Annotated in this window: 23 protein-coding genes and 1 other RNA gene; 11 read left to right on the forward strand and 13 right to left on the reverse strand. The window is 72.4% G+C overall.

Translation table 11 applies throughout. The features are described 5' to 3' along the window. Positions 1 to 198 precede the first annotated feature (198 nt). Positions 199 to 1,230: a 7-epi-alpha-eudesmol synthase gene (locus ACIP63_RS02705; RefSeq protein WP_401510737.1), complete on the forward strand. Its 1,032-nt coding sequence runs from the start codon at positions 199 to 201 to the stop codon at positions 1,228 to 1,230. Between the two features lie 53 nt (positions 1,231 to 1,283). On the opposite strand, the gene ACIP63_RS02710 is transcribed toward ACIP63_RS02705, so the two are convergent. From ACIP63_RS02710 to ACIP63_RS02730, 5 genes are read right to left on the reverse strand one after another with little or no spacing between them, the layout of a single operon-like run. After that, entirely contained in the window at positions 1,284 to 2,537 is a 1,254-nt protein-coding gene (locus tag ACIP63_RS02710) for a cytochrome P450 (RefSeq protein ID WP_401510739.1), read from the reverse strand. Then, positions 2,534 to 3,142 carry a GTP-binding protein gene (locus tag ACIP63_RS02715; protein WP_401510741.1) on the reverse strand — a complete coding sequence of 203 codons (609 nt, stop codon included), beginning with the start codon at positions 3,140 to 3,142 and terminating at the stop codon, positions 2,534 to 2,536. Before ACIP63_RS02715 ends, ACIP63_RS02710 begins: the two co-directional genes overlap by 4 nt. Beyond that, the gene (locus ACIP63_RS02720; protein ID WP_383567003.1) at positions 3,123 to 3,494 is read right to left on the reverse strand and encodes a DUF742 domain-containing protein; all 372 of its coding nucleotides are present in this window, start codon (positions 3,492 to 3,494) and stop codon (positions 3,123 to 3,125) included. Before ACIP63_RS02720 ends, ACIP63_RS02715 begins: the two co-directional genes overlap by 20 nt. After that, positions 3,491 to 3,901, reverse strand: a complete 411-nt coding sequence (locus ACIP63_RS02725) for a roadblock/LC7 domain-containing protein (protein WP_356707453.1) — start codon at positions 3,899 to 3,901, stop codon at positions 3,491 to 3,493. Before ACIP63_RS02725 ends, ACIP63_RS02720 begins: the two co-directional genes overlap by 4 nt. A gap of 5 nt (positions 3,902 to 3,906) precedes the next feature. Then, positions 3,907 to 5,580, reverse strand: a complete 1,674-nt coding sequence (locus ACIP63_RS02730; RefSeq protein WP_401510744.1) for an ATP-binding protein — start codon at positions 5,578 to 5,580, stop codon at positions 3,907 to 3,909. Positions 5,581 to 6,059: 479 nt separating this feature from the next. Between ACIP63_RS02730 and ACIP63_RS02735 the strand changes: the two genes are divergently transcribed. The 3 genes from ACIP63_RS02735 (at position 6,060) to ACIP63_RS02745 (ending at position 10,434) form a co-directional block, all read left to right on the forward strand. Beyond that, on the forward strand, positions 6,060 to 7,406 hold the full coding sequence (locus ACIP63_RS02735) for a ricin-type beta-trefoil lectin domain protein (protein ID WP_401510746.1): 1,347 nt from the start codon (positions 6,060 to 6,062) through the stop codon (positions 7,404 to 7,406). Between the two features lie 50 nt (positions 7,407 to 7,456). Further along, the gene (locus ACIP63_RS02740; protein ID WP_401510748.1) at positions 7,457 to 7,582 is read left to right on the forward strand and encodes a hypothetical protein; all 126 of its coding nucleotides are present in this window, start codon (positions 7,457 to 7,459) and stop codon (positions 7,580 to 7,582) included. Positions 7,583 to 7,881: 299 nt separating this feature from the next. Continuing rightward, positions 7,882 to 10,434, forward strand: a complete 2,553-nt coding sequence (locus ACIP63_RS02745) for a glycoside hydrolase family 97 catalytic domain-containing protein (protein WP_401510750.1) — start codon at positions 7,882 to 7,884, stop codon at positions 10,432 to 10,434. 121 nt (positions 10,435 to 10,555) lie between these two features. On the opposite strand, the gene rnpB is transcribed toward ACIP63_RS02745, so the two are convergent. From rnpB to ACIP63_RS02760, 3 genes are all read right to left on the reverse strand, one after another. Further along, positions 10,556 to 10,955: RNase P RNA component class A (gene rnpB, locus ACIP63_RS02750), an RNA gene on the reverse strand. Positions 10,956 to 10,973: 18 nt separating this feature from the next. Next, entirely contained in the window at positions 10,974 to 11,507 is a 534-nt protein-coding gene (locus ACIP63_RS02755; RefSeq protein WP_401510752.1) for a TetR/AcrR family transcriptional regulator, read from the reverse strand. A gap of 81 nt (positions 11,508 to 11,588) precedes the next feature. Then, entirely contained in the window at positions 11,589 to 13,028 is a 1,440-nt protein-coding gene (locus tag ACIP63_RS02760; protein ID WP_401510753.1) for an RNB domain-containing ribonuclease, read from the reverse strand. Positions 13,029 to 13,162: 134 nt separating this feature from the next. On the opposite strand from ACIP63_RS02760, the gene yaaA reads away from it, so the two are divergent. Continuing rightward, on the forward strand, positions 13,163 to 13,963 hold the full coding sequence (gene yaaA, locus ACIP63_RS02765; protein WP_401510755.1) for a peroxide stress protein YaaA: 801 nt from the start codon (positions 13,163 to 13,165) through the stop codon (positions 13,961 to 13,963). Between the two features lie 83 nt (positions 13,964 to 14,046). Beyond that, entirely contained in the window at positions 14,047 to 14,694 is a 648-nt protein-coding gene (eda, locus tag ACIP63_RS02770; RefSeq protein ID WP_401510757.1) for a bifunctional 4-hydroxy-2-oxoglutarate aldolase/2-dehydro-3-deoxy-phosphogluconate aldolase, read from the forward strand. Positions 14,695 to 14,700: 6 nt separating this feature from the next. On the opposite strand, the gene ACIP63_RS02775 is transcribed toward eda, so the two are convergent. The 4 genes from ACIP63_RS02775 to ACIP63_RS02790 all read right to left on the reverse strand — a co-directional run bounded on the left by ACIP63_RS02775 (position 14,701) and on the right by ACIP63_RS02790 (position 18,755). Continuing rightward, positions 14,701 to 15,963: a bifunctional RNase H/acid phosphatase gene (locus ACIP63_RS02775; RefSeq protein WP_401510759.1), complete on the reverse strand. Its 1,263-nt coding sequence runs from the start codon at positions 15,961 to 15,963 to the stop codon at positions 14,701 to 14,703. After that, positions 15,963 to 16,706 carry a zinc ribbon domain-containing protein gene (locus ACIP63_RS02780; protein ID WP_401512241.1) on the reverse strand — a complete coding sequence of 248 codons (744 nt, stop codon included), beginning with the start codon at positions 16,704 to 16,706 and terminating at the stop codon, positions 15,963 to 15,965. Before ACIP63_RS02780 ends, ACIP63_RS02775 begins: the two co-directional genes overlap by 1 nt. Next, complete coding sequence (locus ACIP63_RS02785; protein WP_401510761.1) at positions 16,703 to 17,539, reverse strand: Nif3-like dinuclear metal center hexameric protein; 837 nt, start codon at positions 17,537 to 17,539, stop codon at positions 16,703 to 16,705. Before ACIP63_RS02785 ends, ACIP63_RS02780 begins: the two co-directional genes overlap by 4 nt. Positions 17,540 to 17,714: 175 nt before the next feature. Next, positions 17,715 to 18,755, reverse strand: coding sequence for an ABC transporter substrate-binding protein (locus tag ACIP63_RS02790; protein ID WP_401510762.1), 1,041 nt, complete (start codon positions 18,753 to 18,755; stop codon positions 17,715 to 17,717). A gap of 197 nt (positions 18,756 to 18,952) precedes the next feature. Between ACIP63_RS02790 and ACIP63_RS02795 the strand changes: the two genes are divergently transcribed. The 5 genes from ACIP63_RS02795 to ACIP63_RS02815 all read left to right on the forward strand — a co-directional run bounded on the left by ACIP63_RS02795 (position 18,953) and on the right by ACIP63_RS02815 (position 24,512). Then, a complete protein-coding gene (locus ACIP63_RS02795) occupies positions 18,953 to 20,515 on the forward strand; it encodes a hypothetical protein (protein WP_401510764.1) in 1,563 nt (520 codons plus the stop codon). Between the two features lie 489 nt (positions 20,516 to 21,004). Beyond that, on the forward strand, positions 21,005 to 21,910 hold the full coding sequence (locus ACIP63_RS02800; protein WP_401512242.1) for an ABC transporter ATP-binding protein: 906 nt from the start codon (positions 21,005 to 21,007) through the stop codon (positions 21,908 to 21,910). After that, the gene (locus ACIP63_RS02805; protein WP_401510766.1) at positions 21,910 to 22,632 is read left to right on the forward strand and encodes an ABC transporter permease; all 723 of its coding nucleotides are present in this window, start codon (positions 21,910 to 21,912) and stop codon (positions 22,630 to 22,632) included. Before ACIP63_RS02800 ends, ACIP63_RS02805 begins: the two co-directional genes overlap by 1 nt. A gap of 5 nt (positions 22,633 to 22,637) precedes the next feature. Beyond that, positions 22,638 to 23,801 carry a histidine kinase gene (locus ACIP63_RS02810; protein ID WP_401512244.1) on the forward strand — a complete coding sequence of 388 codons (1,164 nt, stop codon included), beginning with the start codon at positions 22,638 to 22,640 and terminating at the stop codon, positions 23,799 to 23,801. A gap of 78 nt (positions 23,802 to 23,879) precedes the next feature. After that, positions 23,880 to 24,512: a response regulator gene (locus tag ACIP63_RS02815; protein ID WP_401512246.1), complete on the forward strand. Its 633-nt coding sequence runs from the start codon at positions 23,880 to 23,882 to the stop codon at positions 24,510 to 24,512. 164 nt (positions 24,513 to 24,676) lie between these two features. On the opposite strand, the gene ACIP63_RS02820 is transcribed toward ACIP63_RS02815, so the two are convergent. Further along, the gene (locus ACIP63_RS02820) at positions 24,677 to 26,173 is read right to left on the reverse strand and encodes an MFS transporter (protein WP_401510768.1); all 1,497 of its coding nucleotides are present in this window, start codon (positions 26,171 to 26,173) and stop codon (positions 24,677 to 24,679) included. Positions 26,174 to 26,295: the final 122 nt, after the last annotated feature.

Consider the following 26,295-nt stretch of genomic DNA (forward strand, 5'->3'; position numbering starts at 1 on the left):
GGAGGCGATCGTTCCGGAAGATCTTCTTCGAAGCGATCTTGCGGCATAGATCGTTTAGGGTCTGGGCAGCATGAGGGCGCACATGATGAGCCATCAATTTGTGGCTCAAAACGTGCACTTCAAGTCAATGGGCGTCATTTTCGATCGCCCGGTCACGGGGCGGGGGCCTGTGAACTGTCTCAAGAGAGGACCCGCCACATGCCGCAGGACGTCACATTCGACCTCCCTTTCAAGACTCCGGTGAGCGAACACCTGGCGTACGCGCGGGAGCACCATCTGCGCTGGGTGTGGGAGATGGGCCTGGTACGCAGCCAGGCCGGCTTCGAGGAGTACCAGTCCTGGGACCTGCCGCAGGCGGCGGCGCGTACGTACCCCTACGCGTCGGCCGAGGACATGGTCGTCCTGATGAACTGGTTCTCCCTGGCCTTCCTCTTCGACGACCAGTTCGACTCCGGGAGCCCGGACCGCGCCGACCGCATAGCGGAGGTCGCGCGGGAGCTGATAGCCACACCGCTGCGCCCCGCCGGGACGCCTCCCCGCGTGCTCTGCCCGATCACCGTGGCCTGGGCCCAGGTGTGGGCCCGGCTCTCGGATGGCATGTCCCTGACCTGGCGGACGCGGTTCGCCGCCTCCTGGGGGCGCTTCCTCGTGGCCCACACCGAGGAGGTCGACCTGGCGGCCGGGGGCCGTGCGGGAACGCTCGGCATCGAGGAGTACGCGGAGTTCCGCCGTCGCACGGTGGGCATCCACCACAGCATCGACGCGGGTGAGCGCAGCCGCGGTTTCGAGGTGCCGGCGCAGGTGCAGGCGCACCCGCTGATGGTCAGGATGCGGGACCTCGCCGCGGACACGATCGGCTTCATGAACGACATCCACTCCTTCGAGCGCGAGAGGCGCCGGGGGGACGGTCACAACCTCATCGCCGTCCTGCACCGGGAGCGCGGCTGCACGTGGGAGGAGGCAGCCGCCGAGGCGTACAGGATGACGACGGCGTGCCTCGACGAGTACCTCGCGCTCGAGACGCACGTCCCGGGGATGTGCGAGGCGCTCGGCCTCGGCCCCGAGGAGCGGGCCCAGGTCCGGATGGGCGTGGAGGCCATCCAGCACTGGATCAGCGGCAACTACGAGTGGGCGCTGACCTCCGGCCGGTACGCCGCCGCGAAGGAGGGCCCGGCCGCCACGGCGGAACTGGCGGGCCGGGGATCGCTGGACGATCTGCTCACCGTCTGACACACGCGTACCCGCCGGCCGGAGGATCCGGCCGGCGGGTACGCGGGGCGTGGTCAGACCGCGGTGAACTCGACGGGGAGGGTGTCCAGACGCGCTTCCCAGGTGGAGGCGGTCGAGGTGAGTTCGCAGGCGGGTACGGACAGACGCAGTCCGGGCAGCCGGTGCAGCAGGGTGTCGACGGCGGTCTCGATGATCGCCTGGCCCATGTTCTGGGCGGGGCATTCGTGCGGGCCGCCGCTGAACGCGAGGTGCGACTGGTTGCCGTGTACGGAGACACCCGAGTCGGGGCGGATGTCCGGGTCGAGGTTGCCCGCGGCCAGCCCGAGCACCAGCAGGTCGCCCTCCTTGATCTGCGTACCGCCCAGCTCGACGTCCGCGGTGGCGAAACGCCCCGGGAGGACCGCCAGCGGCGGCGTGCTCCACATGACTTCCTCGACGACCTCGGAGACGGCCCGCTGGCCGCTGACGAGCCCCGAGAGGCGGGCGGGGTCGGTGAAGACCGCCTCCAGCACCCGGGCCAGCAGGTTGCTGGTCGTGGTGTGGGCGGTGATCAGCACCAGACGCAGGTGGCTGAGGATCTCGCCCTCGTCGAGTCCGGCGTCGTGCGCGAGCAGCCCGGTGGTGAAGTCGGGCCCGGGTTCGAGCCGCTTGCGCTCGGCGAGCTCCCCCAGGATCTCCATGATGCGGTCGTTGTGCGCGAGGGCGTCCGGTCCGCCCTTGATGACCTGGGCGCAGGAGACCGCGAGGCTGCGCCCCTCGGCGGCCGGGAGCCCGAACAGCCGCGTGAGCACGAGCATCGGCAGGTACTCGGCGTACTCGCCCACCAGGTCGGCACTGCCCTTCCCGGCGAACGCGTCGATCTGCTTGTTCGCGAAGTGCGTGACATGGCGCCGGATACCGCGCCCCGCGAGGGTGTCCAGGTTGTCGGTGACGGCCCTGCGCAGCCTGCGGTGCGGCTCGCCGTCCTGGGAGACGCAGTCCGGACGCCAGCCGAGCATCTGCATCAGCGGCGAGGTGTCCTCGACCTCCCCCTCCTTCCAGTCCCGCCAGATGCGCGAGTCCCGGCTGAACTGGAGGGGGTTGTCGAGCACGCGCCGGCTCTCGCGGTAGCCGAGGACCAGCCAGGCGCGGACGTCCCCCTCCAGGAGCACGGGAGCCACGGCTCCGTGTTCCTTGCGCAGCCGTCCGTAGATGCCCTGCGGGTCGAGCGCCGCGTCCGGCCCGTACAGCCGGGTCAGGTCGTCGGCGCCGCCGTGCATGACGGGGCAGCCCCCGGTGGCTTCCCCGTCGGCCGGGTGGTCGGTCATCGGGGCTCCAGAGCGGCGGCGGAGCGTGCCTTGAGGTGGCGTATCAGCGCGATCAGCACGTCCCGGCTGGAGTTCCGGTCACGGGCGTCGCAGGTCACGACCGGCGTGTGCTCCGGAATGTCCAGGGCGTCCCGGATCTCCTCGACCGGGTGGTCCTTGGAGTCGGGGAACACGTTCAGGGCGATGACGAAGGGCACGTCCTGCCGCTCCATCTCCTCGATGGCCCGGAAGCTGGACGCGAGCCGGCGGGTGTCCACCAGGACGACGGCCCCGAGGGCGCCCTTGAACAGGCCGTTCCACAGGAACCAGAACCGCTCCTGCCCCGGGGTCCCGAACAGGTACAGCACCAGCTCCTCGTTGATGCCGATCTTGCCGAAGTCGAGGCTGACGGTGGTCTCCTGCTTGTCCGCCACCCCGATCAGGTCGTCGACGTCCACGCTGGCCTGGGTCAGCGTCTCCTCGGTGGTGAGGGGCTTGATGTCGCTGACCGAGCGCACCAGGGTGGTTTTCCCGGTGCCGAATCCACCGGCGATCATCACCTTCACCGAGCGGGTGCCGCCTCCCGCCGCCTGCCGGTCGGGATGGTCAAAGCCTTTGAAGTCCACTGAGTACCTCCTCAAGGAGCGCGAGGTCGGGCCCGCGGCCGGCTCCTGACGCCGGGATCGGATCACGGGCTTCGACGCGGCCTGCGTCCAGCAGATCGGCCAGGAGCACCGCGAGAATGTTGAAGGGCAGTCCGAGGTGGGCGCCGAGTTCGGCCACCGACAGCGGATCGCGGCAGCGCCGGAGTATCTCCTCGTGCTCGTGCTGGAGACCGGTCCCGGCCGCGGCACGGGAGATGATGAGTGTCGCCACGTCCAGGGTCGACGCCGAACCACCCGGTCCGCTGCGCCCCCCGGTGAGGACGTAGTAGCGCTCGAGACCGGGCGGGTCCGTGGGCCGGCGGGGACCGCTCATCCAGGATTCTCCTCCAGGCGCGGACTCGTGCCGAGGAGCTCACCCATCCTCCGCGCCAGATCCCTCATCTGATGGCCGAGCAGGCCCTGGTCGAGCCCTTCCCTGGCCAGCACCCCGAGGTACGTCTCCACACCGGCCCGCACCACGAAGAGATGGCCGCCGTCGACCTCGATCATCGCCAGGCGGAGCTGTCCTGCGTACGTGGGGAATTGCTCGGCCACCGGCTGCGCGAGGGCCTGCAGCCCCGCGACCACGGCGGCGAAGCGGTCCACGTCGTCGGGGTCGTCGGCGCCGTAGGAGGTGATGGCCTTGCCGTCGCTGGAGGCCACGAGGGCGAAACGTATCTCCCGGATGCTCTCCGTGAGATCGCGGAGCGCCCAGCTCACGTCGGTTCCCTGTTGCGTCATGTGGACTAGTCGCTCTCTTCAGTGCGGTTGGACTCACGGCCGGCAGTCGTCTCGCGGGCGCCCGGGTCGGCGTCCGCGGTCGTCGCCCCTGGTGGAGCGCTTTCGCGCCCGGCCGTGGCGAAGGCGGCGAGACCGGCGAACGAGGCGTCCGGCGGCACGGCGACCACGGACTCCGTGGCCCGGTCGGCGCCGCCCGGCCTGGCTGTCGGCGTGTCCGCCCGCCTGCTCCTGCGTCGCGGCAGGCCGCCGGGCGTGGTCTCCATGGCGTCGATGACTTCGGTGCTTTCCACGGGCACGGCGGCCCGGGCCGGCTCGGGGACCGGCTCGGCCCTCTCCACGGCGGGCCTGGCCGGCTCGGTGACGGGGGCGGGCAGATGGCTGAAGTACTTGTGGGGAACCACCACGACCACCGAGGTGCCGAGCCACGGCGAGTCCGCGAAGGTGACCCGGATGCCGTAGCGGCGCGCGAGGGCGCCCACCACGCGCAGACCGAGGTTGGCGTCCTCCGAGATGCCGCCCAGGCCGGGCCCCTGCGAGGTACCCGCGATGGCCTGCTCGGCCTCGCGCTTGCGCTCGTCGCTCAGACCCTTGCCCGCGTCCTGGATCTCGATGCCGACGCCGTTGGGCACCTCCTTGCCGGAGACGACCACGGGCTCGGTGGGCGGCGAGTAGCGCGCCGCGTTGTCGAGCAGGTGCGCGAAGATCAGCGTGAGGTGGTCCACCAGACCGCCGTCGACGCCGAGTTCGGGCAGATGACGCACCTGGACGCGGTTGAAGTCCTTGATGCGTCCGATGCCGCCGCGGACCACACTGAGCAGTCGCTGCGGCTCCTGCCACTGGCGTCCGGGCCGGTCCGAACCACCGAGTACGCCGATGCTGGCGGCGAGACAGTCGGCGGGGCCGATCTCCTGGTCCAGCTCCATGAGGCCCTGGGCCACGGCGGGCAGCCGCCCGTGTTCGCCCTGCATCTCGTGGAGCCTGCCGCGCAGCCGGCCTGTCAGCACGTGGATCCGGCTGCCGATGCCGACCACAGCCTGCTCGGCGGACGTGGAGCGGTTCAGCTCCTCCTCCACGGCGAGCAGCGCGGTCCGCTGGACCTTGCGCAGCGCGGCGCGCAGCTCCGGGCTCGCGTCGGCCTCCTGCGCGGCCTCGGCCAGGATGTCGTCGATGGCCTCGCCGTCCCGGAGCCGTGCGACGGCTTCGGGGAGGTGGCTGTCGCCGAGCCTGACGACGACGGCCTGCTGGAGCGCGAGCCGCTCCTCCGTCGCGCGGGCCCGGTCGGCGATGCCGGCCTCGTACGCCTGGGTGTGCTCCGCGAGCCGGGCCTCGAAGGCGGCCGCCTGCTCGCTCAGCTGCGCCTCCAGGGCGGAGCGCTCGGCCGCGAATCTCTGTTCCCGGCCCCGCACATCCGCGTACAGCTGCTGGGAGTGCTCGGCCTGGGCCGAGCGGAATTCTTCGTTCGCGCGGCCGAGCCGGGCCCGGGTCCGCACGAGGAGCCGTACACAGACCGCGCCGGCGACGGTGACCGCGGCACCCGCGAACGTCGCGGGTATCTGGACCTCATCGGGTCCCGCCACTGCGGTGACGACGGTTCCGGCTCCTAAGGCCAGCGGCATCAGCCACCAGCCGTACCAGGCGACCGGTGTACGTGCCACCGGGGGTGGAGTGGCAAGTTCCATCTGCATCCTTCGAGAGCAACACAATCGAACAGGGGGGGGAATCGCGCACACGCCGACAACGCCGCACGCGGAGCGGGCAGCGCGGCGGCGGCCGAGTGAGTTCGAGTCAACTCGCCGCGCCGCAGGGGAGCCTATCGGGTTACGGACGCAAGTGATCAACTCCCCTCCGCATACCGGAAGGTACGGGATCGGCCTCCGGCCGGAACCCGACCGCGGCCGTGGCGCCGACGCGGATGAAGGCGTCGGCACGGGGTACGAAGCGGAGGAGGCGCGGACGGGTCCGCCCAGGGCGGGGAGAACCACGGAATGATCTGAAAGGGCCTCAGGTGCCGGGCGCCGGGCCTTCACCCGGGCCACGGAGGGAAGTTCGGGAGGGCAGGCGGCGGGGAAGAAGGGGCAGACTCCCCGCACCCCTCCGGGCACCCGGTCTGCCCCTGGGCCCGATGACACGGTGACGGGCGCGGCCCTACCGTCGACTGGTGGACCTATGGACTTCTTTGGAACCCGCGTCGACCACGGTGGATCCGGGCAGCAGTACGACCGTCCGGCTGCGGCTGCGGAACACCGGCGACGTCGTCGACGAGTACCGCTTCGAGCCCGTAGGCGGCATCGCCCCCTGGATGTCCGTGGAACCGCAGACGGTCCGGCTCTATCCGGGTACGACCGCGACGGTGGAGCTGACGATCGCGCCGCCCCGCACCCCCGACGCGACGGCCGGGCCGAATCCGTACGCGGTGCGGATCACACCGACCGAGCACCCCGAGGCCACCACGGTCCCCGAGGGCAACGTCACGGTCACCCCGTTCACCGAGCTCAGGGCCGAGCTGGTTCCTCCCACGGTCAAGGGGCGTTTCCGGGGCCGGCCCAAGCTGGCCGTCGACAACCTCGGGAACACCAAGCTCACCGCGTCGGTCAGCGGGAGCGACAACGGGGACTCCCTCTCGTACGACATCCGTCCGGGCAGCATCCAGGTCGAGCCGGGCCGCGCCGTCTTCGTCGACGCGACGCTGAAGCCCCGGCAGATCACCTGGTTCGGGTCGAAGGAACAACGGCCGTACACGCTGGCCGTCCAGAGGTCCGGGGCGCAGCCCGTCGACGTGGACGGCACCTTCGTCCAGCGGGGGTTCCTGCCGGGGTGGCTCGCCACGGCGCTCGGTATCGCACTGGCCCTCACCATCACGTTTGTCATCATCTGGCTCGCCTACAAACCGCAGGTACGCAGCCTCGCCACGGAGAAGGTCGCCGACTCGCCGGTCAGCACCCTGCCGCCGTCCGCTTCTCCCCCGGTCCAGCCGTCGCCGCAGGCCGAGTCGAAGGCGCCCACCGCTGAGCCCACACCGGAGAAGGAGGACACCGGCGCGGACGCGACGCAGGAGCCCGCCGGCGGCGGTGGCGGCGGCGCGGAGCCCGAGAAGGAGCCCGCCCCGGTGCCGGGTTCCCACATCATCAGCAAGGCCGCCGGGCGGTGCATCGAAGCCACGGGCCAGGTGAACGGCGAGGCCAGGGACGGCACGCATCTGACGGTCTGGGACTGCAAGGAGCGGGCCAACCAGAAGTGGGAGTTCCTCAACGACGGCACCGTTCGCTCGCTCGGCATGTGCATGGACGTGGCCTGGGGGGCCAAGGAGGACGGCACCGTGATCCAGCTCGCCCGGTGCAGCGGCAACCCGGCCCAGCAGTTCGTGCTGAGCGGCGAGGGGGACCTGGTCAATCCGCAGGCGAACAAGTGCGTGGACGCGAAGGACGGCGGCCGCGCCGACGGGGACGCACTGCGGCTGTGGACGTGCGCGGGAGTGCCTCATCAGAAGTGGCGGATCGAGGGCTGACCGCGCGCCGCTGCGGGCGAACGGTCCGTCCTCAGGTGGTGCGGTCGGCGTTGATCTTCACATGGCCCTCCGGTGAGGTCGCAGCCGTGGACGGTGACGACCGCCCTGCCGACGCGCTCGCCCTGGGCGTCGTCGCCGGCTCCGAGGTCCACCGGCCCGGCGGCGGTCGGCGATGACGACCACCGGGCCGTGCGGGGAGGTCCGGGACCGGCGAATCCGGTGCAGTCTGTTTACAGGCTCCGTCCCGACCGGTAAGCAGGCACCAGCACTGTGCGAAGTCGTCCGGTGCTGTTGGTAGTTGGTCGGTTCCGATACGGAGGACTGGATGAGACGGCGAAACCTACGTGCCGGCCCCATGGCGCTGATCTCGGCCACGGTCAGCGCCGCACTGGCTCTGAGTTCGGCCGGCCCGGCGAGCGCATTGTCTGACAACGTTGTCGGACCTCATTCCGGTCCTGCGGCCACGTCATGGACCGTGCAGCGCGGCGGGCCGACCGCAGTCGTCACCCTCGACCGGGCCGAGGGTTCGCTGGACTTCTCCGTCCGGCGGAACGGACGGACGGTCCTCGAACCCGCACCCGTCGGTGTGGTCACCGATCAGGCGGATCTGACCTCGGGGCTGCGCCTGCTGCACCGTGACAGCCGGACGGTCGACGAGAAGTACACGACGACCGTCGGCAAGCAGCTCCGGCGGTCCGTCCACATGAACGAGTCGCGGTTCGCCTTCGAGGGGAAGGACGGTGCACGCCTCGATCTGGTGGTCCGGGCCGGCGCCGACGGCGTGGCGTACCGCTATGTCCTGCCGGGCAGGGACGGCGTGACCATCGAGCACGAGGCCTCCGCCTTCCAGCCCCCGGCCTCGTCGCCGGCCTGGCTCAGCCACTACGCCGCCCCTCACGAGCAGCCCTACGACCGGACCACCGCGGCCTCCGCGGAGAGCGGCGAGTACGGCTACCCGGCGCTCTTCCAGGTGGGTGACCAGAACGTCGTACTCGCCGAGTCGGACCTCGACGGCCGGTACTCCGGGAGCCGTCTGGTGCACGAACAGGGCACCGGACGCTACGAGGTGGCGCTGGCCGACGAGGAGGTCCACGCGGACGGGCCGCTCACCACCCCGTGGCGCACCGCCGTCATCGGCGATCTCGCGACCGTCGCCGAGTCCACCCTCATCGACGACCTGGCGCCGCCGTCCCGGATCCGCGACACCTCCTGGATCGAACCCGGGAAGGTCGCCTGGTCATGGCTGGCCGGGTTCGGCGCGGCCCAGCGCAGCCTGGAGACGCAGGAGAAGTTCGTGGACCACGCCGCGGCGCACGGGTGGCAGTACGCCCTCGTCGACGACGGCTGGAAGACCACGGACTGGATGCCGCAGCTCATGGACTACGCGAAACAGCGCGGAGTGAAGATCCTGCTGTGGATGCACTGGACGGACCTCGACACCGCCGCCGAGCGTGACGCGCAGCTGGACAAGGTCAAGAGGTGGGGCGCCGCCGGCCTCAAGATCGACTTCATGGACTCCGACACCCGTGAGCGCTTCCAGTGGTACGACGACATACTCGAAGCCACGGCCGAGCGTGAACTCGTCGTCAACTTCCACGGCTCCACGATCCCGAACGGCATCCAGCGCACCTGGCCACAGGTGTTGTCGATGGAGGCGGTGCACGGCGCCGAGCAGGGCGACGTCCGGGCCGACAACATCGCGACGCTGCCGTTCACCCGTAACGTCGTCGGGTCGATGGACTTCACCCCGATGGGTTTCCAGTTCGGTCAGCGCAACACATCCGATGCGGCGGAACTGGCTCTGTCCGTCATATTCGAATCAGGTCTGCAGAACTTCGCGGGCAGCATCGCGGAGTACCGGGCCCGTCCCGAACTGACCCGATTCCTGGAGCAGGTACCGACGGTCTGGGACGAGACGGAGCTGCTGAAGGGCAGCGCGCCCGGCCGGAGCGCCGGCTTCGCACGACGCAGTGGCGCCCGATGGTTCCTGGGTGAGATGGCCGCGGGTGCGGCTCGTACCCACCAGGTGCCGCTGGACTTCCTGGGCGGCGGGAAGTGGCGCGTCGACGTGGTCCGCGACGGCTCGGACGGTCTGGTCCGGGAGAGCCGACTGCTCACCCGCCACGACACCCTGAAGGTGCCGGCTGCCGAGAACGGTGGGTTCGCCGCGATCGTCTGCCGTGCCGTGCCGGGCCGGTCCGGTTGCGACGAGCCCGTACGCCACGTCCCCTCGGGCACGCTGACCGTGGACCCGCAGCAGACCGCGGCGGACCCGGGCGCGGAGGTGGGGCTCGACGGCAGCTTCGCCATCGACGAGTTCGGTCCGGTCACCGACGTCACGCTCAGCGCGCAGGCCCCGGAGGGCTGGACCGTCGAGGGGCAGGGGGCGACCGCGGCCGAGCTGGCCACCGGTCAGCCGCTGACCGCGGACTGGCGGATCACCGTGCCGGAGCAGCCCGCCTACGGCTGGACGGAGATTCCGGTCACCGTCACCTATCGGGACCCGGCCGCGGGCGCGACGGCGCCGAAACTGAGCCTGCGGAGGCAGGCCCGTGTCTTCGTGTCACCCCCCGGCATCGACTACGTCAGCGATCTCCCCTTCTCGGATGAGAGCAACGGCTGGGGCCCGGTCGAGCGGGACACGTCCAACGGCGAGTCGGCCGAGGGCGACGGGGGCCCGCTGCGTATCGGCGGCCGGACCTACGACAAGGGGCTCGGCGCGCACGCGTCCTCCCAGGTGACGGTCGACCTGGGCGGTGCCTACGACCGTTTCAGCGCCGACGGCGGCATCGACGAGGAGAAGCCGGACAAGGGGTCCGTGGTCTTCGAAGTCATCGGCGACGGGAAGGTGCTGGGCACGAGCGAGGTCATGGGCCCGGATGACGCCGCCCATACCTTCGACATCGACGTCACCGGCGTGCAGCGGCTGACCCTGCGTGTGACGGACGGCGGCGACGGTAACGACTCGGACCATGCGGACTGGGCCGACGCACGGCTGCACATCGCCGCCGGTACGGCCCGCCGGTAATCGGACGGGCCCGGCAAAGGCGCTGTTCGTCGGTGGAGAACTGCCCGGGAGTGAGCCCCTTCGCGGACAGCGAGGGGGCCGTTCCGTCCATGCCGGTCAGGGGCGGAACCGCTGGTGGCGGCAGACGAGTCGGGCTGTACGCCGGGTTCTGTCGCCCGGTCGCCTCGCGGCGGCCGGGGAGACGGCCATCCATCTAGGACCGGCATTGCTGCCGGTCTCGTGCGGTCTACCCGCGAACTCGGGCGGGCAGCCCTCGGACGTTCGCGCAGGAGCACCGGGGTGCTCCCTCTTGACCTTGCTCCGGGTGGGGTTTACCTAGCCGCCTGAGTCGCCTCAGGCGCTGGTGGTCTCTTACACCACCGTTTCACCCTTACCGGGGACCGAGGTCCCCGGCGGTCTGTTTTCTGTGGCACTGTCCCGCGGGTCACCCCGGGTGGCCGTTAGCCATCACCCTGCCCTGTGGAGCCCGGACGTTCCTCGGGAGGATCCTGGGATCCTCACGCGGCCGTCCGCCCGGCTCGTCTGCCGTGGTGACCATGCTACCCGGCGGGGCCGGCGGTGAAGGCCGCGATGCCGGCCTCCCAGGCCGCCGAGAGGTCGGCGCCCGGGGGGAAGCGGCCGTTGAGCTCCAGGACCACCATCCCGTGGGCGAAGGCCCAGGCCGCGCGGGCGCGGTCCTCGTCGCCCCCGGCGGCACGGAACAGCGGGGCCGCCGCCGCGTCCGCCGCCCCCGTGGCGGGGAGGGTGCGGCCCATCGTGAGGAGGTAGAGGTGCGGATGGGCCAGGGCGTAGGTGCGGTAGGCGGTGGCGAGCGCGGAGAAGGAGCCCGGGGCCGCCGCCTCGGCTGCCGCCAGGACCCCGGCGGTCTCCCGGAGCATCTCGGTGGCCAGCGCCGCGACCACGGAGGACTTGTCCGGGAAGTGCTTGTACAGGGACGGCGCCTTGACGCCCACCCGGTCCGCCAGCCGGCGCATGGTGAGCGCTTCGGGGCCCTCCGCCTCCAGCAGGACGCGTGCGGCGGCGATGATCTGCCGGGGTCTGCCGGCCGCGCGGGCGGTGGCGAGGTCAGTCACGCAGGAGACCTTCCCTGGTACGGAGTCGCTACGCAGTCCGCAGCCGAGGACGTGATCGTACGAGATGCGGACAAGCCGCCCTCACTCGGGCGCGAACAGCACCTTCGACGAGCCGGGGCCGGCCTGGACGAGGCGGACCCGCAGCCGTTCGCCGAGGGGGAGAGGGGCTGCGGACTCGATCCGGGCGACGATCGCCGGGTCCTCGATGTGGACGGTGCCGACGGCCGGTCCGTTGTCCTTGACATCGATCACGTAGCCGTCGAAGACCTCGCCGACCTTGTCCGCGAGCAGCGCCGCCTCGACGAGGTCGACGCACTCGCGCTCCACGGTGTTCGCGCGGCGGGTGCCCTCGGCCATCTCCTTCGGCAGTCCGGGCAGCGCCTGGAGCACCCATTCCGGCGGCTGCCGCCCGGCGGCCGCGGCGAGGCACAGCTCGGCGGCGTAACGGTCGACGAGGCGGCGCAGCGGCGCGGTGCAGTGCGTGTAGAGCTCGGCGACGGCGGCGTGCACGGCGGGGGTGGGGAGGTCTCCGTGTTCGAAGACGGAGTAGCCGGCGCCGCGCAGGAGCGTGGTGCACTCCTGGAGGAACGCCGCGTGGCTGCCGTTCGCGGGGTCGAGGGAGCGCACCACTTCGGCGTACGGGACATGGTGCGGCCAGTCGATGTGCAGGGCTTCGGCGGAGCGCCTGAGCCGGGCGACGGCGCCGTCGGGGGCGACCGGCAGCGTACGGAGGATGCCGGTGCCCGAGTCCCGCATGAGCCTGGCGGCCGCCATGCCGGTGAGCAGGGAGATCTGGGCGTTCCAGCCGTCGGCGGGCACGGGCACGCGGTAGTCGAGGTCGTAGCCGCCGTCGCGTTCGATGATCTCCTGCTCGGGCACGTCGAGGGAGATGCCGCCCCGGGCGATCTCCTGCTGTTCGCGGAGCAGGCCGATGTCCTTGAGCAGGGCGAGGGGCTCCTCGGCCGTTCCCGCGTCGATCTGCCGCTGGACGCCCGCGTAGTCGAGCTTCGCGCGGCTGCGTACGAGGGCTCGGCGCACGTCGGTGGCGACCGTACGACCCTCGGTGTCGAGGTCGATCCGCCAGAGTGCGGCGGGGCGGGTCTCGCCGGGGAGGAGGCTGGCGGCTCCCTCGGAGAGCACCGGGGGGTGCAGGGGGACCTTGCCGTCCGGGAAGTACAGGGTGGTCACCCGCTGGTGGGCCTCGGTGTCCAGCGCTCCGCCGGGCCGGACGAAGGCGGCGACGTCGGCGATGGCGTAGTGCACGCGGAAGCCGCGCGGGCGCCGCTCCAGATGCATCGCCTGGTCGAGGTCGGTGGAGGCCGGCGGGTCGATCGTGAAGAACGGCAGGTCCGTGGCGTCCTGGTGGCCGGAGAGATCCGGGGACTTCGCCGCCTCCCCCGCCTCGGCGAGGACGGCGGGCGGGAAGCCGTCGGGCAGGCCGAGCTCGGTGCGCAGGGCACGCAGGGCCGCCCGCAGCGGGGTGCCGTCTGCGCCGGTCATGTGGAGGTGGCGGCGGGGCATGCCATCGAGCGTAGGCCGGGGCGGTGGGGTCGGCATCCCGGTCTCCGGGGCGGGCTGCGGGCGGGCCGGACCGTACCCTTGCCGGGGGCTCCCACGCGCCGCGGAGCCCTGTGCCGCGTGTGAAGGAGAACCCCGTGCTCGTGCTGTTGCCGCCCTCCGAAGGTAAGGCCGCTTCGGGGCGCGGGGCACCGCTGAAGCCGGAGTCCCTGTCCCTGCCCGGCCTCGCCGACGCCCGGGCCGCGGTCCTCGACGAGCTGGTCGAGCTGTCGATGGCGGACGAGGAGAAGGCCCGTGAGGTGCTGGGCCTGAGCGAGGGGCTGCGCGGCGAGATCGCGAAGAACGCGGAGCTGCGCACGGCCGGGACGCGGCCCGCCGGGGAGATCTACACCGGGGTGCTGTACGACGCCCTCGGCCTGGCCTCGCTGGACGCGGCGGCCAAGCGGCGTGCCGGGAAGTCGCTGCTGGTGTTCTCCGGACTGTGGGGCGCGGTGCGGGTGGGCGACCGGATCCCCTCGTACCGCTGCTCGATGGGGGTGAAGCTGCCGGGCCTGGGAGCCCTGAACGCCCACTGGCGCGCCCCGATGGCGTCGGTCATGCCGGAGGCGGCCGGGGAAGGGCTGGTCCTGGACCTGCGCTCGTCCGCGTACGCCACGGCGTGGAAGCCCTCGGGCGAGGTCGCCGAGCGCACGGCGAGTGTGCGGGTGCTCCAGTCCCAGCTGGTGGACGGGGTGGAGAAGCGGTCCGTGGTCAGCCACTTCAACAAGGCGACCAAGGGCCGGATGGTCCGGGATCTGCTGCTGGCCGGGGCCGCCCCGAAGGGCCCGGCAGAGCTGGTGGAGGTGCTGCGCGACCTCGGATACGTGGTGGAGGCGCGGGCCCCGGAGCGCGCGGGGCGGCCGTGGGCGCTCGATGTGGTGGTCACCGAGATCCACTGATCCACGCCCGGCACACAGCGGCGCGTTGCAGCATGCGCAACGCGCGTTGCGCAGTGTGCGGTTCTCGCGGCAGGATGGCCACCATGACCTCCTCCGCGCCCGCCGCCGTGTCCACCTCCGTCCTGGACCTCGCCCCCGTCGTCCCCGTCGTCGTGCTGGAGGACGCGGCCGACGCGGTGCCGCTGGCGCGCGCGCTCGTGGCGGGCGGGCTGCCCGCGATCGAGGTCACGCTGCGGACGGCCGCCGCACTCGACTCGATCCGGGCGATCGCCGCGGAGGTCCCCGACGCCGTGGTCGGCGCCGGCACGGTGATCTCCCCGGCGCACGTGACCGAGACCGTCGCGGCCGGAGCGCGCTTCCTGGTCAGCCCCGGCTGGACGGACGCCCTGCTGGACGCGATGAAGGCGTCGGGTGTGCCGTTCCTGCCGGGCGTCTCGACGACGTCCGAGGTCGTCGCGCTGCTGGAGCGCGGCGTCACGGAGATGAAGTTCTTCCCCGCCGAGGCCGCGGGCGGCACCGCCTATCTGAAGGCGCTGGCGTCCCCGCTCCCCCAGGCCCGGTTCTGCCCGACGGGCGGCGTCTCGCTCGCCTCCGCGCCGTCCTACCTGGCACTGCCCAACGTGGGCTGCGTGGGCGGCAGCTGGATGGTGCCCGGCGACGCGGTGGCGGCGAAGGACTGGGCGCGCGTGGAGCGTCTGGCCGCCGAGGCGTCGGCGCTCGGCGGCCGCTGAACCGTACTACCGCAGGTGCGAGGTGTCGTTGAGGAGCCTCAGCGACGGGTTCCCATCCGCGTAGTACGCCACCGTCGAGACGGACGCGGGCGAGAGCTCCATGCGGAACAGCGACTCGGGCGGGGCGCCCAGTGCGAGCCGGACCAGGGTCTTGATCGGGGTGACGTGCGTGACCAGCAGCACCGTGCGGCCCGCGTAACGGGCGATCAGCCGGTCGCGCGTCACGGACACCCGCTCCGCCACCTCGGCGAAGCTCTCGCCGCCGCCCGTGGGCGCCGCGTCGGGGGACGCCAGCCAGGCGGTGAGGTCGGAGCCGTGACGCTCCCGCACCTCGCCGAAGGTGAGCCCCTCCCAGACCCCGAAGTCCGTCTCGCGCAGGCCTTCCTCGATACGGACCTGAAGGCCGAGCCCGGCCGCCACGGCCTCCGCCGTCTCACGGCAGCGCCGCAGCGGGGAGCTCACGACCTCCTGGACGGTGCCGCGTGCGGCGAACGCCTCCGCCGCGCACGCGGCCTGGTGGCGGCCGGTCTCCGAGAGCTCCGGGTCGCTGCCGCCGCTCCCCGAGAACCGCTTCTCCGGGGTGAGGGCCGTCTCGCCGTGGCGGAGCAGGATGAAGGTGGCGGGCGCGCCCAGGTCGGGTACGCTCCCCCAGCCCACCTGCGGGGTCGCGGACGCGCTCTGCGGAGCCGCCTCCGAGGGGCGGGCGGCCGCCATGGCGGCGCGGACCCTCGCCGCCCCCGCCGCCGCGTCGCCGGGCGGTCCCGACCGGGGCGGCGGATCCGGGACGACCAGTGTGCGCACCGTCTCCACGTCGGCCGTCGAGGCCGCCGGGTCCCACTGCTCGCCCCGCTTGCCCGCGTCCATCGCCTCGTTGGCGAGCCGGTCGGCGTGCTTGTTCTCCGCGCGGGGGATCCACTCGTACGTGACCGAGGAGGCGGGCAGGACACGTCCGGCCTCGGCGGCGAGCGGCTTCATGCCGGGGTGCTTGATCTTCCAGCGGCCCGACATCTGCTCGACCACCAGCTTGGAGTCCATCCGGACACGGACCTGCACGTCCGTGTCCGGGAAGAGCTCCTTCACCGCCTTCAGGCCGGCGATCAGGCCCTTGTACTCGGCGACGTTGTTCGTCGCGACGCCGATGTACTCGGCCTTCTCGGCGAGGGTCCGGCCGTCGGCCGGGTCGACGACGACAGCGCCGTAACCCGCGGGTCCCGGGTTACCCCGGGAGCCACCGTCGGCCTCGACGACCAGCTGGCGGGGAGCGGACATTACAGGCCCGACTCCGAGGTGCGGACGAGGATGCGGTGGCAGTTCTCGCAGCGCAGCACTGTGTCGGGGGACGCGGCCTTCACGTCGTTGACCTCGGTGATGTTCAGCTCCAGGCGGCAGCCCTCGCAGCGGCGCTGGTAGAGCCGTGCGGCGCCGACACCGCCCTGCTGGGCGCGCAGCTTGTCGTACAGCTTGAGCAGGTCGGCGGGGACGGCACCCGCGACGACCTCGCGGTCCTTGGCCACGGTGGCGGCCTCGGCGTCGAGCTCCTGGGAGGCCGCGTCCCGGCGGGCGGTCGCGTCGTCGGCCTTGGCCTGCACCGCGCTCACGCGCTCGGTCAGTTCGGCGACGCGCTCCTGGGCGGACTCGCGGCGCTCCATGATCTCGAGGACGACGTCCTCCAGGTCGCCCTGGCGCTTGGCCAGCGAGGTGATCTCACGCTGGAGGCTCTCCAGGTCCTTCGGCGAGGAGACCGCGCCGGAGTCGAGCCGCTGCTGGTCGCGGACGGCGCGCTGACGCACCTGGTCGACGTCCTGCTCCGCCTTGGCCTGCTCGCGGGTGGTGTCGCTCTCCTCGGTCTGCGAGGCGACGAGCAGGTCGCGGAGCTGCGCGAGGTCGCTGTTGAGCGACTCGAGCTCGGCGTGCTCGGGCAGCGAGGTGCGCTTGTGGGAGAGCTGCGACAGACGTACGTCGAGTGCCTGGACTTCGAGGAGTCGGATCTGGTCGGCGGGCGCGGCGTTCAGTTGGGGGCTCCAGAAGAGTGGTGGGTGGTCCAGGGGTCGGTGACCTGCTTCGAGACATGGACCCGCAGGTCCCATCCGTGGCGGTCGGAAATTGCGTCGAGCTGCGCGGCGGCCTGTTCGCACCAGGGCCATTCGGTGGCCCAGTGGGCGGCGTCGACGAGGCCGAGCGGCGAGTGCTGGACGGCCTCGGAGGCCGGGTGGTGGCGCAGGTCCGCGGTGAGGAAGGCGTCCACACCGGCTGCGCGTACGGCGTCGAAGAGGCTGTCGCCGGAGCCGCCGCTCACCGCGACCCGGCGCACGGGTGCGTCGGGGTCGCCGGCCAGCCGGACGCCCTGCGCCGTGGCGGGCAGCCGGGCGGCCGCGCGGGCGGCGAAGTCGCGGAGGGTCTCGGGGTGGTCGAGCTCGCAGATCCGGCCGAGCCCGCGGCGCCCGTCGGGGTCGGTGGGGTCCGGCACGAGAGGGCCGGTGACCCGCAGGTCCAGGGCGCCCGCGAGGGCGTCGGAGACCCCGGGGTCGGCGGTGTCGGCGTTGGTGTGCGCGACGTGCAGGGCGATGTCGTGCTTGATGAGCCCGTGCACGACCCGGCCCTTGAAGGTGGAGGCCGCGACCGTCGTCGTACCGCGCAGATAGAGCGGGTGGTGGGTGACGATCAGCTGGGCGCCGAGGGTGCGGGCCTCGTCGGCGATCTGCTCGACGGGGTCGACGGCGAAGAGGACCCGGTCGATCTCCGCTCCGGGATCACCGCAGACCGTGCCGACGGCGTCCCATCCTTCGGCCCGCTCGGGAGGCCAGAGGGCGTCGAGCTCGGCGATGACTTCAGACAGACGGGGCACGTAGGAAAGGCTACCTGTCCGCCGTGGCCCGGCGCCCCTGGCCGCCGGGGCCCGGGCAGCGGGACCGGCGGCCAGGGGCGAATCGTTACAGGGCGAGGCCGTGCACCGTCACTCGACGGCCGTTCGCCATTACTCGACGAGGCCGTTCGCCGTCACTCGACGAGGCCGTTCGCCGTTACTTGACGAGGTCGGCGCGGAGGTCGTCGAGGACCAGGTTCGCGGAGGTGACTCCGAGGCCCAGGTACCAGGTCTCGTCGGAGACGTCCTTGGCCTGGCCGGCCTTCACCGCGGCGAGGTTCTTCCACAGCGGGTTGGCGCGGGCGGTGTCGCGCTCGGTGGCCTTCGCGTCACCGTAGACGCCGGTGAAGATCCAGTCGGCGTCCGCCTGGTCCATGTTCTCGGCGCTGATCTCCGCGGCGAGGTCGTCGATCTGCTGGTTCTTCGGCCGCGGCAGGCCCACGTCCTGAAGGATCGTGCCGATGAAGGAGGCCTTGGCGTAGAGCCGGATCTTGTCCGGCATGTAGCGGACCATGGAGACGGTCGGCTTGTCCGGGCCGATGTCCGCGCCGAGCTTCTTCGCCTTGGCCTCGTAGGCCGCGAGCTCGGACTCCGCCTTCGCGGTCCTGTCGAGCGCGGCGGCGTTCAGGAGGTAGTTCTCCTTCCAGGTGAATCCCGGGCGGATGGAGAAGACGGTCGGCGCGATCTTCGAGAGCTCGTCGTACTTGTCGGCCGCGCGCAGCTGGCTGCCGAGGATCAGGTCCGGCTTCAGACCCGCGATCGCCTCAAGATTGAGGCTGTTGATCGTCCCGACGCTCGCCGGGTTCCCCGCCTCCTTCTTCAGGTACGACGGGATGGCGTCGTCGCCCTCGGACGGGGCGTAGCCGACGGGCTTCACACCGAGCGAGACGACGTTGTCGAACTCGCCGACGTCCAGCACGACCACGCGCTTCGGCGCGGCTTCGAGCTTCGTGCTGCCCATGGCGTGGGTGAGCGTACGGGGGAACTCGCCGGCTTCGGCGTCGGTCCCGTACGCCGCCGTCTTCTTCGCGGCGTCGGCGAAGTCCTTGCCGCCCGTGGCGACGGCCGCCTTCTTGTCCGTGCCCGTGTCGCCGCCCGCCGCCCCGCCGGCCGTGTCGTCGCCGCCGCACGCCGAGAGGGAGAGGGCGGCCGCCACCGCGAGACCGATCGCGGCGGTGCCGCGGCGCCTGAAGGACATGTTCTGCTCCAGTTCGGGACATACACAGGAAATTCTTAGGAAAGGCTCACCTTAGCCCGCACGGAACCGGCAGCACAGCCGCCCCCGGCTCCGCAGGCGAACGGGGCCATCGGCACCCTTATGTGTGAAGTGGCGTGGCTCGTGTTGTCCGGTGGGGAGTGCGAAACCTAGCTTCGGTTGCCGGAGGTGACCGGACCATGACTGCCTGTGCCATCGAGGACGAGACCGCCGGAGCCGCGAGGACCACCGCGGCGGCCGGCCCCACACCCGAGGCCGCGGAGCCCGACGGGCCGGACGAGCCCGTGGAACCACTCGGCGCGGACGCCCCGGACGAGGGCGCGGATCCGGCCGGAGCGGGCACGCCGGACGACGACGCCGACCCGGGCGGGGCGCGGACCGGCCCCGAAGGGACCGCGGCACCCGCCGGATCCGGGCCGCACGGCACGATCGCCTCCGCCGGTACGGGCCCGCGCGGCGCTTCCGGCGGGGCGGCTCCCTCCGCCGGTACGGGCCCACGCGACGCTTCCGTACCGCCAGTTCCCTCCGCACCGCCGGTCCCGTCCGAGCCGCCCGCTCCCCCCGCCCCGTCGGCACCACCCGCGCAAGCCACACCCCGTGTGGACCATGCCGAAACGTCCCGCCCCCGGACGCCGTCGCGCCTCGTGCCGCCCACGCTCACCCTCGCCGCCGATCACGCGTACGCGGCGCGGCTGACCCCGGCCGGGGATGCCGAAGGGCCGGGCTGGTACCCCGAGCGCTGGACGCTCGACGGCCCGGAGCCCTACGCCGTGCCCCTCCCCCTGGACCAGCCGGAGGACGCCTCCTCCGACGTACTGCCGCTCTCGGACGGGCGGGTCCTGATCCGGCGGGAGGTGGAACCCGGCACGCACACGTTCTCCCTCCTCTACCCGACCGGGCCCGGCACGGGCGAGGTCTCGCTGGGCGCCCTCGACTGCCCGGAGCTCACGCTGCTCCCCCCGTCCCCGGACGGCATGAGCGCCTACGCCCTGCTCCCCGGTGAACGCTCCACCGAGGTCTGGCTGGTGGCGGGCGGCGCGTTCGGTCCCGAGCGTGTCGCCGATGTCCCGGGAGGCTGTTCGGGCGGCGTCTGGCTCGACCGCGAGGGCCGGCTGCTGGCCCTGGACCGGCAGATGCCGGGCGGCGGCCCGGTGAAGACGGTCGTCGTGGACCTGGAGCGCGGCGGGGAAGTGACCCCGCTGCTGCAGATCGCGCCGGAGAGCGACGACCGGCTGCTGATGGCCGACGCGGACAGCGGCCTGCTGCTGGTCCGGTCGGACGCGCCGGGCCACGACCGGCTCGGCTGGGGCGTGCTCGGCAGCTGCCTCCCCATGCGTTTCCCGGAGTGCCTGCGCCCACCGGACGGGACGCTGACGCCGTTCGCCGTGCAGCCCGGCCAGATGCTGATGCCGGAGAGCTGTGCGGTGGCTCTGCGGATCGACGGGGCGGCGGGCAGCTGGGTGGGGCTGTGGCGCCCGGCGGGGCGCCGGCTGCACCAGTTCGCGCCGCCCGGCGGATGGCTGGCCGGATCGGGCTTCTGGACCCGGGAGGGGGTGCTGCACCTCCCGTACTCGCAGGAGGGCGCCCCCTGTGCCGTGGCGCTGCTGGAGGCTCCCGCGGACGAGCCTCGCCCGGCCGCCACGTGCGGAACGAACACGTCCGACGCCACCCCGGCCCGCGGGGTGTGCACGCCCGTTCCCCTGGGGCAGGCGCCTCTCACCGGGCGTACGGCACCTGGATAAACTCGGCCCCGGGCTGCGCAGCCGTTCCGCGCGGAAGCCGACGGTGACCGTGCCGGGGGGCGGCGGGCTGCACACACGTAAGCGATTGCGACGGGGAGACTTCCCACATGTCTGAAGCCCGAACCGACACGACGCGTCCGCCCCAGGCGGACGCGGAACGGGCCGAAGCCGGCGGCTACGGAAAGCACCGAGGAGGCGCGTCTGCGGAGAGCGTGACCGCGCAGCCGCACGGCCGTCACCGCCGTCCCTCCGAAGGGAGGGGCAGCGCGGCGGCCTGAACCGCTCCGTACAGCAGGCGGGAGCCGTCGCAGCCACCCGGCTGCGGCGGCTCCCGGCATCACGGCGGTCGCGTCCCGCTCCCGACACCGCGCGCACCCAGGACATTTGTCATCGCGGAGTCCGTACACACGCCCCTGCCGCCGGGGCGCCCCGGTCCGTAGCGTCCTCGTCATGACACGGACAACGGGGACCAAGGGGAACGGACCTGCGGTGGTGTTCACCGCGGCGGTCAAGACGTTCGGCCGGGCGGGGAGCACCGTCCGGGCGGTCGACGGCATGGATCTCACGGTCGGGCGTGGCGAGACCGTCGCCCTGCTGGGCCGCAACGGCGCGGGGAAGTCCACGGCCATCAGTCTGCTGCTCGGCCTGAACGAGCCCGACTCGGGCACGGTGCGCCTCTTCGGCCGCACCCCAGGCCGGGCGGTCCGTGCCGGGCTGGCCGGGGCGATGCTCCAGGACGGCCGTCCGATCCCCCGGGTGACGGTGGGTGAGCTGGTCCACTTCGTCGCGTCCCTCTACCCGCGCCCGTTGCCCGTGGCCGACGCTCTGGCTCTCGCGGGAGTGACGGAGTACGCGGGCCGGCGCGTGGACAAGCTGTCCGGGGGTCAGATCCAGCGCGTCCGGTTCGCCGTCGCGCTGGCCGGCGGTCCCGAACTGGTCGTGCTGGACGAGCCGACATCGGCTCTGGACGTGGAGGCGAGGCGCGCGTTCTGGGCGTCGATCCGGTCCTTCGCCGAACGCGGTAACACCGTCCTGTTCTCCACGCACCATCTGGAGGAGGCCGACGGGAACGCCGACCGGATCGTGGTCCTGCACAAGGGCCGGGTCGTCGCGGACGGCAGCGGCGAGGTGATCAAGCGGTCGGCGGGCGGCGGTCTGGTCTCCGTCGACCTGGCGGGCCGCTCGGCCACGGGATTCGAGTCGTTCCCCGGCGTCCTGGGTGTCGAGGTGCGCGGGGGCCGGGCGCTGCTGCGTACGGACGACTCGGACGCGACGGTCGTCGAACTGGCGAGGATCGGCGCGGTGCGCGGTCTCCAGGTCGGCAGGGCCACCCTGGAGGACGCGTTCCTCTCGCTCACCGCCCCGACGGCCGACCAGGTGAAGGAGGCCGCGTGATGTTCCCCTACATCGCACTCGAGATCCGGCGGACCCTGCGTGACCCCACGTTCCTGATCTTCGGGACGGGCATGCCGGTGATGATGTATCTGCTCTTCACCAATCTCGGCGGGAGCGGCACCTACGACGGCTGGAAGGCCGCGTCGATGGTCGGCATGGCGGCGTACGGGGCGCTCGGCTCCGCCATGGCGATCGGCACGGGCATCGCGTCGGACAAGTCCCTCGGCTGGTTGCAGCAGTTGAGGATCACACCGCTGGACCCGTGGCGCGCGGTGACGGGCCGCGCGATCAGCGGTTCGGTGACGGTCCTGCCGACCGTCCTGACCGTGCTGCTGGCCGGGGCGCTCGTCAACGGGGTGCGTCTGGCGGTTTGGCAGTGGGGTGCGCTGGTGCTGCTGCTGTGGATCGGCGCGCTGCCGTTCACCCTGCTCGGCATCGGCAACGGCTACCGGCTCACCCCGCAGGGCACCGGTGTGGTCAACGTGGCCTGCCTGATGGGCTTCGCGCTCGTCGGCGGGCTGTGGTTCCCGCTCGGCGTGTTCCCCGGATGGCTGCGCGCCGTCGGCGGGTTCACCCCCGCGCACGGGTTCGCCGACCTGGGCTGGTCGACGATCGCCGGGCACGCCCCGGGGGCCGGGTCCGTGGCCGTACTGGGCGGGTGGCTGATGCTGTTCGGCGGTTACGCCGTGATGTCCTACCGTCGGTCGGCGAGGACCGTGTGAGTGGAGTGACCGTGTCCAGGAAGACGAAGAAGCGGATCGGACGGCCCGGCCCGCCCGGACCGTACGCCCTGCTGCCCACACTGCTGATGGGGCTCGGCGCGTTCTCCAACCTCCTCCAGGGCGAGACGTCGAACCCCTGGGTCGGCGGTCTCGGGCTGCTGGCCTTCAACTCCCTCTACATCTCGGTGGTGTTCCGGGGGTTCGACAGGAGGAGGCGGGAGAGCGTCACGTCCTACGCGCTGCTGGCGGCGATGGGTGCCCTCACGTTCGGTCTCGCGATCGCGTACGGCGGCAACTGGCTGCTGTTCTTCCCGTTGTTCGCACTGGCCTGCGGGACGATCCTGCGCGGCCGGCGGCTGGGCATCTGCCTGATCGTGCTGGCCGGGTGTGCGTGCGCGGTGGCCGTGTGGCGCGGCGACCACGTGTCGGAGCCCTGGACGATCGGCTACGGCACCCTCATCTCCGGGGGTGTGACTGCCGCGATCCTCACCCTGTCCGAGACGGTGACGGAGCTGCGCGCGACCCGTCAGGAGCTGGCCCGGAGCGCCGTCGAGCAGGAGCGGCTGCGCTTCTCGCGCGACCTGCACGATCTGCTCGGCCACACCCTGTCGGTGGTCGTCGTCAAGTCCGAGGCGGCCCGCAGGCTCGCGCCGCACGACATCGACGCCGCGCTCGGCCAGGTCTCCGACATCGAGTCCGTGGGCCGCCAGGCCCTCACCGAGATCCGTGAGGCGGTGACGGGCTACCGCCAGGGCAGCCTGGCCACCGAGCTGGACCGGGCCGGTCCGGTGCTGGCCGCCGCCGGGATCGAGCAGGCCGTCCACCGCTCGGGGCCGCCACCGGCCGCGCGGACCGACGCGCTGCTGGGCTGGGTGGCGCGGGAGGCCGTCACCAACGCCGTACGCCACAGTGGCGCGACCCGCTGCGAGTTCGTCCTCGACTCCACATCCGAACGGGTCCGGCTGACGGTGACGGACGACGGCGCCGGCGCCAGCGCCGGGCAGCCCACGGACCGGGCGGACGGTACGGGTCTGAAAGGACTGGCCGAACGGCTGACCGCCGCGGGCGGCTCCCTGAAGTCGGGCCCGGGCCCGGACGGCGGCTTCGTCGTGACGGCGGAACTGCCGGCCGAGGCATTGGACGGCCCCGGGGAGCGGGACTGCGGCTGAAGGGCGCGCCACCCGGCGAGGTGGTGGCGTCGGGCCTCCGGCGGTGTCCCGGCGGCCTACTCTGAGCCCGTGAACGAGATGCCGCAGGACCACCGCCCCACGGGGTCGGTACGCATCCTGCTCGCCGAGGACCAGGGCATGATGCGCAGCGCGCTCGCGCTGCTGCTCGGGATGGAGCCGGACTTCGAGGTGGTGGCCCAGGTGGCCGCCGGGGACAGGATCGTGGACGAGGCGCTCCTGTCACGCCCGGACGTGGCGTTGCTGGACATCGAGCTCCCGGGCCGCAGCGGCCTGGACGCGGCCGCCGATCTGCGTACGGAGGTGCCGGACTGCCGGGTGCTGATCCTGACGACGTTCGGCAGGCCGGGCTATCTGCGGCGTGCCATGGAGGCCGGAGCCTCCGGCTTCCTGGTCAAGGACGGCCCCGTCGGGGAGCTGGCGAAGGCGATCCGGCAGGTGCTGGGCGGCGAGACCGTCATCGATCCGGCGCTGGCCGCCGCAGCGCTGGGCGCGGGCCCGAGCCCGCTGACCCCACGGGAACGGGACGCTCTGAACGCCTCGGTGGACGGGGCGACGGTCGCCGACATCGCCGCGAAGCTGAGCCTGTCGGAGTCCACGGTCCGGAACTACCTCTCCTCGGCGATCGGCAAGACCGGCACCCGCAACCGCATGGAGGCGATGCGCGCGGCGCGCCGGGAGGGCTGGCTCTAGCTAAGGGCTGTCCCGTAATCCCTGGTGGATCAGCGCACGGCGTCAGATGCGGTGCATCGCAAGGCGGAGGAACGTTCGCATACTGGATGTATTCGGGCGTTCCGACAACGCAGCGAGGTGCCGTAGCTGTCGTCGTGCGCCCGCCAGGGATTACGGGACAGCCCTTAAGCCTCCGGGGAGTGCAGCGCCGCCGGCGTGGACTCCTTCCCCGGGCGGCTCCCGGCCCTCGTGCCCGGGCTTCCGCCGGTGCGCCGGTCCCGGCGGCCCGGCAGCCAGAGCAGCATCATCGCCGCCCCGCACACCAGCACCACGGCGGACGTGCGGAAGGCCAGCGCGTATCCGGCCGTGATCTCCGCCGTCCCCGTCGAACCCGCCGTACGGGCCGCCGCGACCGTGGAGAGCACGGCGAGGCCCAGCGCGCCGCCCATGGTGCGGGAGGTGTTGACCAGCCCGGAGACGAGTCCGGCGTCGCCGGGGGCCGCACCGGAGGTGGCGAGCGTGGCCAGCGGGGTGGAGGCCAGTCCGGCGCCGGCCATCATCAGGACGCCGGGGAGGCAGACCGCGGTGAGGTAGGAGCCGTGCACGCCCATGGTGGACTGCCAGCCGAAGCCCGCGGCGGCGATCAGGGTTCCGGCCACGGCCAGGGACTTGGCACCGGCCCGCGCCATGAGCGCGGGCGCGGCCTTCGCGCCGATGAAGACGGCGGCGGAGCTCGGTACGAGCGCGAATCCGGCCTCCAGCGGCGTGTAGCCCAGCACGTTCTGGGCGTAGACGGTCATGAAGTACCACATGCCGAACGTCGCCGACCCCAGCAGCAGCATCGACACGTTCGCCGCCGAGACGGCGCGCACCGCGAGCACCCGCAGCGGCATCAGCGGTGCGGCCGTCCTGGCCTCCACCAGGACGAAGACGCCGAGCAGCGCCAGGCCGCCCAGGAGGGGCACCAGGGTCGCGGCGGCGGTCCAGCCTGCGGCCTCGGTCTGCACGATGCCGTACGCCGTCGTCGCCAGGCCCGCCGTGACGAGCACCGCGCCGAGCAGGTCGACGCGGCGGCGGTCGCCCGCCCTGCCCTCGGCCAGCCACACCGCCGCGCCGGCGATGACGAGGACGCCGACCGGCACGTTGATGAGCAGCACCCACCGCCAGGAGAGGAGATCGGTGAGCACCCCGCCGATCAGTCCCCCGGCCGCTCCGCCGCCCGCGCCGACGGCCATCCAGGTGCCGATCGCCCTGGACCGCGCGGGGCCCTCGGGGACGGCGGCGGTGAGGATCGTGAGGGTCGCCGGGGACAGCACGGCGGCGCCGAGTCCCTGCCCGGCGCGGGCGGCGAGGAGCTGCCAGCCCTCCTGCGCGAGCCCGCCGGCCAGGGAGGCCGCGGTGAAGAGGGCGAGCCCGGTCAGGAACATCCTCTTGCGGCCGTATATGTCCGCGGCCCGGCCCCCGAGCAGCATGAAGCCGGCGAAGGCGATCGAGTAGGCGTTGACGACCCACTGGAGTCCCGGTGCGCTGAGGCCGAGGTCGGTGCGCATGGACGGCAGTGCCACATTGACGACGGACACGTCGAGGACGACCAGGAACTGCCCGGTGCAGGCGGCCGCGACCACGGCCCAGGTACGGGTTCTCGATCGTGCGGGCGGGGTGACGTCAACCATGGGTGTCATACTCGCAGGCGTCTCGTGCCCCGTACATCGGTTTCCGGGCCCCCTTCGGTCTCATCACCTCTCCGCCTCCTGGCGTAGGTCCTGCGCCGACTTCCCCGTTTTAACGCGGCGTTCACCGGAAT

The sequence above is a fragment of the Streptomyces sp. NPDC088746 genome (assembly GCF_044751065.1).
Lineage (GTDB): Bacteria > Actinomycetota > Actinomycetes > Streptomycetales > Streptomycetaceae > Streptomyces.